The sequence below is a fragment of the Novosphingobium sp. genome, assembly GCF_965229225.1.
Classification (GTDB): domain Bacteria; phylum Pseudomonadota; class Alphaproteobacteria; order Sphingomonadales; family Sphingomonadaceae; genus Novosphingobium.
This window is the reverse complement of record NZ_OZ245867.1, coordinates 315,285-328,912: the sequence shown is the minus strand read 5'-3', so window position 1 is coordinate 328,912 and position 13,628 is coordinate 315,285. Positions and strand designations below refer to the sequence as shown.

At 65.1% G+C, this 13,628-nt stretch carries 2 protein-coding genes; both read left to right on the top strand.

Annotation, left to right across the window (positions count from 1 at the left end):
* Window positions 1–369 precede the first annotated feature (369 nt).
* The gene (locus ACO06X_RS01195) at window positions 370–1,875 is read left to right on the top strand and encodes a ShlB/FhaC/HecB family hemolysin secretion/activation protein (protein ID WP_421838202.1); all 1,506 of its coding nucleotides are present in this window, start codon (window positions 370–372) and stop codon (window positions 1,873–1,875) included.
* Window positions 1,876–1,889: 14 nt separating this feature from the next.
* Window positions 1,890–13,628, top strand: a complete 11,739-nt coding sequence (locus ACO06X_RS01190; protein ID WP_421838201.1) for a beta strand repeat-containing protein — start codon at window positions 1,890–1,892, stop codon at window positions 13,626–13,628.

Sequence of the window (13,628 nt, the reverse complement as noted above, 5' to 3'; positions counted from 1 at the left end):
AATTTGATGTTTCGCATTTGCCGGTTGACTGCACCGCGAGTCGGGGGCCATTAACTCAAAAAACCGGGCCGCTCAGAAATTCAATAAGCATGAATGCTTGCTTACCGAATTGGGGGTTCGATGACTGGCGTGTTGACTCGCTCGACCATAGCTTTTGTAGGCCTGTGCGCCTCAACTTCGGCTATGGCGCAATCACAAATTCCGACAGCTGCCGACACCGAGCAAACTTCGCAAGTTCACCAGATCGGCCGCGCTCAGATTGAGCAGAGCGTGCCGCCCAAGGATGTCCCGAAGAAAACGCAGATCAGGGTAGAGACGCGAGGCGCGATTGCGGAATTGCCCTGCGCCCTTTCCGACTCTGACATTCCCGTGACGATTTCCTCGCTTGCGCTGGAAAAGCCCGATGGTTCGGCCCTGCCGGCCGAACTGGTCACGCTGCTCGCGGGCGTCGATGCGGACTTGCACGGCGAAGCCAAGCTGAGCGTGGTTTGCAAGATTCGGGACCGGATCAACGAACGTCTCGCCACCGCTGGTTACATCGCGCTGGCACAGATTCCGGCGCAGAAGATCACCGACGGTGTGCTGAAGATTCAGGTCGTTACCGCGCACATCATCGAAGTGCGCGTTGTTGGCGAACCCGGTCCTTTCCGCACGCAGCTGGAAAAAGCGGTGGAGCGCATTCGCGCAATCGACCCGCTGAATCGGCGCGATGCCGTGCGCGAACTTCTGCTTGTCGGCGACATTCCCGGCCTCGATGTGAACCTGACGCTCAGCTCAGCGAATGCTGCACCGGGCGAAATGATCGGGACCCTGAATGTCACGACGCAGCGCCATTCGCTTCTGGTCAATTTCCAGAACTACGGTTCGCATCAGCTTGGACGCTGGATCGGTTCGATCCGCGGCGAAGTCTATGGGCTGACCGGTCGCTCGGACCGGACCTACGTGGCGTTCTCGAACTCGAAGGATCTCAAGGAGATCCGAGTGCTGCAGGCAGGGCACGATTTCGCGCTCAATGATTCCGGCCTGCGGCTAGGCCTGCGTACGAGCCTGGCCTGGTCTCGCCCGGATATCAAGAATCTGGACTTGCGCTCCCGGTCGATCATCGGCGGCCTCGATATCAGCCAGTCGCTTGTCCGCAATCTCAAGCAGACGATCGTTGCGACGGGCGGCTTTGAAATGCTCGATCAGCGCGCACAGATCTTTGCGGCGGGCAGCCGCATCCCCTTCTCGCTCGACAAGATCCGGGTGCTGTTCGGGCGCGTGGACGGAGACTTCCGCTTCACCAACGGCGACACCGAATGGATGCATGCCACAGGTTCGCTCGAACTGCGCAAGGGCATCGGCATTTTTGGCGCGACGAAGATTGGTGCGGTCACCGCAAAGGGAGCCCCATCGCGTCTTTTCGGCAATCCGCAGGCTTTCGTGATCAAGGGTGAGGCGAACCTCGATATCCATCCGGTCGGCGCCTTCCATCTTGGCCTCAACGGTTTCGGCCAGTGGTCCAATGACCCGCTTCTTAACCTCGAGGAATTCTCGCTCGGCAACTACACCCGCGGCCGCGGCTACGATCCGGGCTCAAGCGGCGGCGACCGTGCCTATGGGTTTACGGCGGAACCGCGCGTTGTCCTGCCGATCCCCAAGGTGCGGGTTGAAGCTTCGGCATTCTATGACTGGGTCCACGTCCAGAACATCGATCCCGGCACGGCAATCCCCAACCAGACCTTGCGCTCCGTCGGCGGCGGACTGCGCTTCGTGCTGCCGCAGCGCCTGGTGGTCGACGTGACCTTTGCGCATCCGCTCGACAAGCTTCTGCCGTCGGACAAGTCCAGGCCTTCGAACCGGGTGCTTGTCTCGCTCACGTCCAAGTTTTTTTGAAGGGGAGCGGCATCATGACCCTCGTCCATAATCCGCGCCTTTCGGCTTCGGGCCGCGCCCGCCGCTTCGCCCTGCTCACGTCCACCGCACTTGTCGGAGTCAGCCTTAACCTTGCCACCCCCGCGCTGGCACAAACACTGCCGATCCCGACAGGGCTCGAGGTGGTCGCCGGCAGCGGCGAATGGAACAATGGCGGTGCCAAGATCACCACCCCCGCCGCCGACCTGCGGACCGTGGACTTGCTCGCCAAGAGTAGGATCATCGATTTCACCAGCTTCAATATCGACAACGCCACGGTGAACTACATCTCAACCGGCGGCGGCGCGAACCTCGTTGCGGCCAATCGCGTGGTCGGCTCGGGTGCTTCCACTATAACCAGCACCGGCAAGATCACCGCAGCTTCGAACATCTCGGTCTGGCTGATCAATCAGGACGGTATCACTTTCAACGGCACTGCCACGCTCACCAGCGGCAGCCTGATGCTGTCGACACTTGGCTTCACGAGTACCGTCAATCCCGCTTTCCGGACTGCGTTCGAGACAACAGCCAACACCGCCGCCATCTCGTTTTCAGGTTCCAGCACGAATCCGATCACGATCGGCGGCGCAGGTCTGAGCGTCTCCGGATCGATCGTGGTTGTTGGGCAGGACATCACCAACGACGCTTCCGTCACATCGACTGGCGGGTCGGTCGTGATGATCGCGGGCAGCGATGTGACGTTCACCGCTGGTCTCGGCAACCCCCTGAGCTTTACGGTCAACGCCGGTACGGATCTCGGCCAGGCTGCTGTCAACATCAACAAGAACGTGACCGGGCAATCCGTGCTGATCGCCGGTGGCCTCAAGACAAACCTGACCGCAGCACTGCTGAACGTTGACGCCAACGCCAAGCTTACCGCCTCGGTAGCCGGCGGGACGGTCACGCTTGCCACTGCCACGACAACGGTGGGGACAAATACGGCCACCATCACCAATGGCACCAATGCGGCGCCCTCGATCCTGGTGAACGGCAGCCTTGCCGCGACCGGCTCGATCGCAGACGTCATCGTCAATTCGGCGGCCGACGTTACGCTGGCCAATGCCGTCACCGCAGGGCGCGATTTCAAAGCGACGGGCACGACCGTCACGCTCGGCGCAGCCGCCACGACGGTAAGCCAGAGCGCGGGCCGGAACGTCACGATCAACGCGACGACCGACGACATCACAGGTCTGGGCACTCTCTCGCTCAAGTCTGACACCGGCGGCACGGGCGCCGCCGATCTCGTCCTTAAGGCTGACGCGGGTGAAGTCGATTTCGGCGCGAACACGCTGTTGCAGGCCGGCCTCACCGGAGCGGATCCGCTCAAGCGCAGCATGGTGCGCGTCACCAGCGGCCCAGCGATCACGCTGGGCGATGTGATCGCATCCGGACTGGTTTCGGGTGCCGGCACCGCGCTTGAAGCGACCGATGCGATCACCACGGGCGACGTCACCGTCGATCAGGCGCTGACCATCACGTCCACCGGGGGTTCGATTTCCACCGGCAAGCTGACCGTGGGCAATGCAGATGCGGCGATCCTGCTCTCGGCAGCCGGCGCCGACAGCGACATTTTCGCCTCCGACACGATCGCGACCAACGGCGGCAACGTGCTGCTTTCTGCCGAGAACGACATCTCGATCGGCGACGTGACGACGGTCCTTGCCGGACCGGGAACCCCGACCGGCTCGATCGGCCTTCTCGCTGGAGGCGCGATCACAGGCGGCAAGCTCAATGCCGGTGTCGATATTGCAGCCCGCGCGGGAGCAGGCGTCGATATCACCAGAGCCATCGCCGGGGACGACATCGATCTTGCGGCGCTGAGCGGTACGCTCACGCTGGACAGCAGCACCGCGAAAGGAACCGGCGCAGTCGATACCCGGGTAACCCTTACCGGTACGGCTGGTGCCAGTGGTTCGCTGGATGTGGTTTCCGGCGAAGATACCCAGCTTGGCGAATCCACAATCCGGCTGCGTTCGGCTGCCGGCGATATCACCTCAGGAACCGGTCTCAGCGCCCTTGCCGGCGACTTGCTGGTCAATGCATCCCGGGATGTGAGCCTCGTCAGCGCCAATGCAACCGGCGGCAGCGTGGTCGTGCGCGCGGGTCGTGACGTGACGCAGGCAACCACGCTGACGTCGAACAGCGAGGATGTGACCGTGGGCGCGGGGCGCAATGCCACGCTCGGCACGGTCAAGGCGCTCGATGATATCGACCTCGACATCACCGGTTCGCTGAACTTCACCAAGCTGACGCTGACGGGCGGCACGGACGGCACGCGCTTTGCCGATGTGACCTCGGGCAGCGCCGGGGCCGTGGCCGGCCTGTCCTTCACCACCCCCGATGACCCCGCACTGGCCGGTGCCAATGTCGTGCGCATCAAGGCCGGATCGGTCGGCACGCCGGGGGCGGCTTCCAACGCGCTGATCGTCAAGGATGCGGCCGGCAACCCTGCATCGGGCGCCTTCAGCTTCACCGCCGATCAGGGCGATATCCGCATCGGTACCGCGACAGCCGATGGCAACATCGGTGTCACGGCGACGCTCGGCTCGGTCACCGGCCTGGCCGATGGCTATGCGGCCCCCACCGGCGGTGAGATCGCTGCTGGCACGCACAAAGTGCTGCTCGATGTGGGCTCGGGCTCGTTCGGTGCGATTACCGCCTCGACGCTGACCCAGATCACCACGCCGACGATCCTGCGCGCCCGGTCCATCACCGCCGACGCGATCAACCTCGTCGCCATCAACACGCTCGACCTTGGCACCGTGCGCACGGCAGGCACGCTCACGCTGCGGACCACGGGCGGCACGGCAGCGACCGGCACGACGCTGGAGATCAACGGTCCGGCAACGAAGCTGACGGAGGGCTTCGGCGCGGCAACGCTGACGGCAAAGCCCGCCGATGCGCTGATCACGGTCAACGCCGTGCAGGGCATTGCGCAGCTGGGCACGCTCACCGCTGGCACCGGCGCGGACCCCGATCCGGCCACGGGTGCAGCGGGCCAGATCACCGTCAACGCCCGGGCGCTGACCATCGCCACCGCCATTGCAAAGGACGGCGGCATCTCCGCAACCGCCAGCGACGGCCTGCTCCAGGTCGGCACCGGCACCGCGAAGCAGCTGATCGCGCTGACCAAGCAGAACCTCGATGGCATCAGCACCGGATCGGACACGACCACCGATCTGCTGCGCGCCACCAACCTCACCAGCACCGCCGGTTCGATCGATCTGCTGAGCGAGACGTCGGCCAGCGTGACCACGCAGGCCAAGGCCGCCATCGATCTCAAGATCAGCGCGGCCAAGGACATCGGGATCACCACCGGCGAGGCCACCGCAGGCTCCCTCGGCTTGCTGGCGGGCGGTGCGATCACCGCCACCACGCTCACCGCCGGTACGGATATCGCGGTACAGGGCGGCACTTCCGGCGCCCTGCTTCCGACGAACGTGACGATCACTTCGGCCACCGCCGGGGATGACATCGACGTTGCCGCGCTGAACGGCGATCTCACGCTCGACAACGGGCTCTCGAACAACTCGCCCGGCACGCGCGGCACTTCGATGTCCTTCGGCACGCCGGGCGCGGCCGGCTCGATCACGGTCGCAAGCGGCGGCGAGGCCCAGCTTGGCGAATCGACGATCCGGCTGCGCTCGGCTGCGGGCGACATCGCCTCGGCCACCAGCCTGAGCACCACTGCGGGCGACGTGCTGGTCAATGCGTCGAACGACGTCTCGCTCGCCGCCGTGACCGCAACCGGCGGCAGCGTGGCGGTGCGCGCGGGTCGTGACGTGACGCAGGCGACCACGCTGACGTCGAACAGCGAGGACGTGACCGTGGGCGCCGGGCGCAATGCCACGCTCGGCACGGTCAAGGCGCTCGATGATATCGACCTCGATATCACCGGTTCGCTGAACTTCACCAAGCTGACGCTGACGGGCGGCACGGACGGCACGCGCTTTGCCGATGTGACCTCGGGCAGCGCCGGGGCCGTGGCCGGCCTGTCGTTCACCACCCCCGATGACCCCGCACTGGCCGGTGCCAATGTCGTGCGCATCAAGGCCGGATCGGTCGGCACGCCGGGGGCGGCTTCCAACGCGCTGATCGTCAAGGATGCGGCCGGCAACCCTGCATCGGGCGCCTTCAGCTTCACCGCCGATCAGGGCGATATCCGCATCGGTACCGCGACGGCCGATGGCAACATCGGTGTCACGGCGACGCTCGGCTCGGTCACCGGTCTGGCCGATGGCTATGCGGCCCCCACCGGCGGTGAGATCGCCGCTGGCACGCACAAAGTGCTGCTCGATGTGGGCTCGGGCTCGTTCGGTGCGATTACCGCCTCGACGCTGACCCAGATCACCACGCCGACGATCCTGCGCGCCCGGTCCATCACCGCCGACGCGATCAACCTCGTCGCCATCAACACGCTCGACCTTGGCACCATGCGCACGGCAGGCACGCTCACGCTGCGGACCACGGGCGGCACGGCAGCGACCGGCACGACGCTGGAAATCAACGGTCCGGCAACGAAGCTGGCGGAGGGCTTCGGCGCGGCAACGCTGACGGCAAAGCCCGCCGATGCGCTGATCACGGTCAACGCCGTGCAGGGCATTGCCCAGCTGGGCACGCTCACCGCCGGCACCGGCGCGGACCTCGATCCGGCCACGGGTGCAGCGGGCCAGATCACCGTCAACGCCCAGGCGCTGACCATCGCCACCGCCATTGCAAAGGACGGCGGCATCTCCGCAACCGCCAGCGACGGCCTGCTTCAGGTCGGCACCGGTACGGCAAAGCAGCTGATCGCGCTGACCAAACAGAACCTCGATGGCATCAGCACCGGAACGGACACGACCACCGATCTGCTGCGTGCCACCAACCTCACCAGCACCGCAGGTTCGATCGATCTGCTGAGCGAGACGTCGGCCAGCGTGACCACGCAGGCCAAGGCCGCCATCGATCTCAGGATCAGCGCGGCCAAGGACATCGGGATCACCACCGGCGAGGCCACCGCAGGCTCCCTTGGCTTGCTGGCGGGCGGTGCGATCACCGCCACCACGCTCACCGCCGGTACCGATATCGCGGTACAGGGCGGCACTTCCGGCGCCCTGCTTCCGACGAACGTGACGATCACTTCGGCCACCGCCGGGGATGACATCGACGTTGCCGCGCTGAACGGCGATCTCACGCTCGACAACGGGCTCTCGAACAACTCGCCCGGCACGCGCGGCACTTCGGTGTCCTTCGGCACGCCGGGCGCGGCCGGCTCGATCACGGTCGCCAGCGGCGGCGAGGCCCAGCTTGGCGAATCGACGATCCGGCTGCGTTCGGCTGCCGGCGACATCGCCTCGGCCACCAGCCTGAGCACCACTGCAGGCGACGTGCTGGTCAATGCGTCGAACGACGTCTCGCTCGCCGCCGTGACCGCAACCGGCGGCAGCGTGGTCGTGCGCGCGGGTCGTGACGTGACGCAGGCGACCACGCTGACGTCGAACAGCGAGGATGTGACCGTGGGCGCCGGGCGCAATGCCACGCTCGGCACGGTCAAGGCGCTCGATGATATCGACCTCGATATCACCGGTTCGCTGAACTTCACCAAGCTGACCCTGACGGGCGGCACCGACGGCACGCGCTTTGCCGATGTGACCTCGGGCAGCGCCGGGGCCGTGGCCGGCCTGTCCTTCACCACCCCCGATGACCTCGCGCTGGCCGGTGCCAATGTCGTGCGCATCAAGGCCGGATCGGTCGGCACGCCGGGGGCGGCTTCCAACGCGCTGATTGCGGGTGACGTAAACTCAGGCACCTTTACCGCCAATGCTGCCGCTGGCGACATTCGCCTTCGCAACATCACGGCCACAGGCAATCTCAGCGCCGCAGCAACGCTCGGCGCGGTTACGGGCGTTGCCGATGGGTACACCCCAACCTCCGCAAGCAATATCGTCGATGCCAATGGCAAGACTGTCCTGATCGATGTGGGCAGCGGAGCGTTCGGAACAATCAACGGCGGTCTGGTAAAGACTGTGACCAGCGGCGCGACCGTGCTGCGGATCAACAAGGTCAATGCAGGGACGATTGACCTTGCGGCCAGCAACACACTCGACGTCGGCACGATCATTGCCAGCGGGCAGGTCGATCTCGCCACCACGGGCGGCACGGCAGCGACCGGCACGACGCTGGAGATCAACGGTCCGGCAACGAAGCTGGCGGAGGGCTTCGGCGCGGCAACGCTGACGGCAAAGCCCGCCGATGCGCTGATCACGGTCAACGCCGTGCAAGGCATTGCCCAGCTGGGCACGCTCACCGCCGGCACCGGCGCGGACCCCGATCCGGCCACGGGTGCAGCGGGCCAGATCACCGTCAACGCCCGGGCGCTGACCATCGCCACCGCCATTGCAAAGGACGGCGGCATCACCGCAGCCGCCAGCGACGGCCTGCTGCAGGTCGGCACCGGCACCGCGAAGCAGCTGATCGCGCTCACCAAACAGAACCTCGATGGCATCAGCACCGGATCGGACACGACCACCGATCTGCTGCGCGCCACCAACCTCACCAGCACCGCAGGTTCCATCCAGTTGCTGAGCGACACCTCGGCCGATGTGACCACGCAGGCTCAGGCCGCCATCGATCTCAAGATCAGCGCATCCAAGGCTATCGGGATCACGACAGGTGTGGCCACCACCGGTTCGATCGGCATGCTGGCCGGAGGCTCGGTCTCCGCCACCACGCTGATTGCTGGTACCGACATCGGAGTACAGGGCGGGACTTCCGGCGCATCCCCGGCGACCAACGTGACGATCACCTCGGCCACTGCCGGGGATGACATCGACGTTGCCGCGCTGAACGGCGATCTTTCGCTGACTGTCGCCAACGCCAAGGGAACCGGCCCGCGAGGCAGCCGCATGCGGTTGGCCGGTCTGCCGGGCACCAGCGCCCTGCTGGAAGTGGTTTCCGGCGAAGTCGATGACGAGCTTGGCAAGTCGACGATCCGGCTGCGGTCGGCAACGGGTGACGTGACCTCGGCGACAAATCTCACGGCTGCGGATGGCAACATCATCGCAACCGCATTCCGCGACGTCTCGATCACCAAGGGTTCCGCCACCGGCGGCAATATCTTTGGCAGCGCTGGCCGCGATGCCAACCTCGTGACCGGAAATGCGAGCGGCTCGATCGGCCTGCTGGCCGGCGGTGCCATAACCGGCACTGCGCTCGTTGCCGGTGTCGATATCAGGGCACAGGGCGGAACGGCTGGTGCTCTCACGTCGACGCCCGTTGCCATCACGTCTGCCACGGCAGGCGATGACATCGACCTCGTCGCAATCAACGGCGACGTAAACCTCGCGACCGGTCTTGCGAAGAACACGTCCGGCGCGCGGGGTACTTCGGTTACCTTCGGCACGCCCGGCGCGGCAGGATCAGTTGCGGTTGCCAGCGGCGAAGATGCGGCGCTGAGCCAGTCGACAATCAACCTGCGTTCGGTGACGGGCGACGTGATTTCGACCACGAACCTTTCGGCAACAGACGGCGATATCATCGCCACCGCGTTCCGCGACGTGTCGATCACGAGGGGTTCTGCCACCGGCGGCAATATCTTCGGCAGCGCTGGCCGCGATGCAAGTCTCGTAACGGGCAACGCAAGCGGCTCGATCGGCCTGCTGGCAGGGGCAACCGCCACCGGCGGCACGCTCAATGCCGGTGTCGATATTGCCGCGCTGGCCGGCACGGGTGTGAACATCACGTCCGGGACGGCGGGAGACGACATCGATCTGCAAGCCACGACAGGCAATGTCAGCCTGACGACCGGCCGTTCGACCAACGCGGCAGGCGCGCGGGGAACCTCGGTTGCCTTCGGCACGCCCGGTGCAGCAGGATCGGTCGCAGTCGCGAGCGGCGAGGACGCTCAACTCACCGCCTCAACAATCCGGATGCGTTCGGTGGCGGGCGACGTTCTTTCGACCACAAACCTCTCGACAGCAGACGGCGATATCATCGCCACCGCGTTCCGCGACGTGTCGATCACCAGAGGTTCCGCCACCGGCGGCAATATCTTCGGCAGCGCTGGCCGCGATGCAAGTCTCGTAACGGGCAATGCGAGCGGCTCGATCGGCCTGCTGGCAGGGGCTACCGCCACCGGCGGCACGCTCAATGCCGGTGTCGATATTGCCGCGCTGGCCGGCACGGGTGTGAACATCACGTCCGGGACGACGGGAGACGACATCGATCTGCAGGCAACGACGGGCAATGTCAGCCTGACGACCGGCCGTTCGACCAATGCGGCAGGTGCGCGGGGGACTTCGGTTACCTTCGGTACGCCCGGAGCGGCAGGTTCGGTCAGAGTTGATAGCGGTGAACTGGCAGCACTCTTGCTCTCCTCGATCAATCTTCGTGCGCTTTCGGGCGATGTGGTCTCAACCACCAGCCTCACCACCAGCGCCGGCGATATCGTCGCCAGCGCCTCGCGCGATGTCAGGTTGACCAGCGCGACTGCGGCGGGCGGCAATCTCCTTGGCAGCGCGGGCCGGGATGTGAATGTTGCAACGGGCAACGCGACCGGCTCGATTGGCCTCCTGGCTGGCAACACCGTCACCGGTGGCACCCTCATAGCGGGCGTCGATGTTGGGGCGAAGGCCGGAAACGGCGTGACAATTACCTCGGCGACGGCAGGTGATGACATCGACCTGCTGACCGATGCTGGCAATATCAGCCTTGCGAACGGCCTCTCGAATGGCGTGATCGCTTCGCGCGGAAGCTCGGTTTCGTTCGCAACGCCGGGCGCTGTGGGTTCGGTTACGGTTGCCAACAGCGAGCCGGCTGAGCTTGCATTGTCCACCATCCGGCTGCGGGCGGCGACCGGCAATGTGACCTCGACCAACAGCCTTGCGACCTCGAGAGGCAATATCGTCGCAACCGCATCGCGTGACATCACCCTTGCCACGGCAAGTGCAACGGGCGGCAACCTGCTGGCCAGCGCAGGCCGCAATGTGGGCGTTACAACCGGCAATGCCACGGGCTCGATCGGCCTGCTGGCGGGCAGCACCGTCACCGCGGGCACACTTGGCGCTGGTGTCGACGTCGCTGCGAAGGCTGGAACGGGCATCGCCATCACCTCGGCCACGGCCGGTGACGATATCGATCTGCTGGCCGACACGGGAACTGTAAGCCTAACCACCGGTCTTTCGAACGGGGTAGCTGGCGCGCGCGGGACTTCGGTGACCTTCGGCACGCCAGGTGCGGTAGGATCCGTCGGGGTCGCAAGCGGCGAAGACAGCCAGCTTGCCAAATCGACGATCCGGCTGCGGGCCGCAGCGGGCGATGTGACTTCGGCCACAAGCCTGACCACAACCGACGGCGACGTGACAGCAGCCGCATCGCGCGACATCACCTTTGCCACGGCACGCGCAACGGGCGGCAATCTGCTTGCCAGTGCAGGCCGCAATGTGGGCGTTACAACCGGCAATGCCTCGGGCTCAATTGGCCTGCTGGCGGGCGGCACCGTCACCGCCGGCACGCTTGGCGCTGGTGTCGACGTCGCGGCGAAGGCTGGGACGGGCATCGCCATCACCTCGGCCACGGCCGGTGACGATATCGATCTGCTGGCCGACACGGGAACTGTAAGCCTAACCACCGGTCTTTCGAACGGCCTAGCTGGCGCACGCGGGACTTCGGTGACCTTCGGCACGCCAGGTGCGGTAGGATCCGTCGGGGTCGCAAGCGGCGAAGACAGCCAGCTTGCCAAATCGACGATCCGGCTGCGGGCCACAGCGGGCGATGTGACTTCGGCCACAAGCCTGACCACAACCGACGGCGACGTGACAGCAGCCGCATCGCGCGACATCACCTTTGCCACGGCACGCGCAACGGGCGGCAATCTGCTTGCCAGTGCAGGCCGCAATGTGGGCGTTACAACCGGCAATGCCTCGGGCTCAATTGGCCTGCTGGCGGGCGGCACCGTCACCGCCGGCACGCTTGGCGCTGGTGTCGACGTCGCGGCGAAGGCTGGGACGGGCATCGCCATCACCTCGGCCACGGCCGGTGACGATATCGATCTGCTGGCCGACACGGGAACTGTAAGCCTAACCACCGGTCTTTCGAACGGCCTAGCTGGCGCACGCGGGACTTCGGTGACCTTCGGCACGCCAGGTGCGGTAGGATCCGTCGGGGTCGCAAGCGGCGAAGACAGCCAGCTTGCCAAATCGACGATCCGGCTGCGGGCCACAGCGGGCGATGTGACTTCGGCCACAAGCCTGACCACAACCGACGGCGACGTCATCGCCAACGCGGCACTCAAGGTCACACTGGCCAAGGTCAACGCCGCTGGCGGTTCAGTCGCCGCGCTCACCGGGAGCGAGTTCAGGGCGGATACGATCGCCGCAAGCGAAGACGTTGCAGTGGCCACGAAGGGCAACCTTACCGTCACCACTTCGCTGGCGGCGGGCGATGATATCTCGCTCTCGGCTGTGGATACCGTCACCATTGGCAGCGGCGGCGCTTCCATCAAGGGAACCGCTACCGGCGCCAACACCCGGAGCGCGAAGTTGACCCTGTCCGACGCCGGGAAGCTTCCGGGCGTGCAGTTTGGCGCCGAAACCGGCACGACTGGCAACACGATCACCGTCGAAGGATCGGATGTTGCGATCAATGGTACCATCAACGCCCTCACCGGCACGATCCTGCTGCGCAACACGGGCACCGGAAGCGTCAGCGTGGGCGATGTCGCCAGCAGTTCGACTGGCAAGTTCAAGGTCGACAACGCCGAGTTCGGCCGGCTGGCTGCTGGCAACGTGATCGTCGATAGCGGCAACAAGGCGCTCGAGATTGGCACGCTCGACGTGTCCGAGGCGACAGGCAAGGACGCAACCCGCCTGCTCGGCACCGGCAACGTCATCGAGATCACCGGTGTTGTTACCGTTAAAGGCACGGGCGCGCGAACACTCCAGATCGGTGGTCAGGTTGGCGATCCGGGCAAGGCTGATACCCTCGCCAGCCAGATCCTGATGGTCACCAATGGGACAAAGCAGCCAAAGATCCTCGGTCCCTCGGCAACGATCGACCTGCGCGGCGAGAAGATCCTGTTTGGAACACAGGCCCTGTCAACCAACATCCTCGGCAATAGCGATGCAGAAATTGCGCTCAAGGTCGCCTCGGCAGACTCGCTGATCTATACGGACTTCACCGCTCTCCCGGTCGGCGTTTTCATGACCGCCAAGGCCATGAAGATCAGCTACAAGAACTTCGCAGTGTTCCAGAATACGCGGGTTTCCTCATCAAACGGCGTGGAAATCAACAGCACCGCAAACGGCCTGCCCAACCAGTCCGAACTCGCGCTCCAGCTGTTCAGCACCGGAGACAGCCCGGCGGCGAACAGTTTCGCGATGTTCGGTGTGGTCAACAACTTCAGGTTGAACACAGCCGCGCTGCTGACCAACAAGGTCATCCAGCTTTCCGAACCGGCGGACACCAGCAACATCTCGCGCATCAACCGCAGCAACTCACGCATCAACGGCTGTGTGATCGGTGCGCCTGACAAGGGCTGCCTCACCACGGACGTGGCCCAGCCCAAGTTCAATTTCTACGACGAGCGCAAGGTTGCGCTGTTTGATGCGGACAACTCCGCGACCATTGCGGTCAGTCCGCTGATCGGGCGCGGCAATGATGGTCTCATTGTCGACGTGGCGAACGCGCCCGTAGACATCGACTCCATCGAGTGCCGCCCCGACGACAGCACCTGCACTGCAAACAAAGGCAATTGA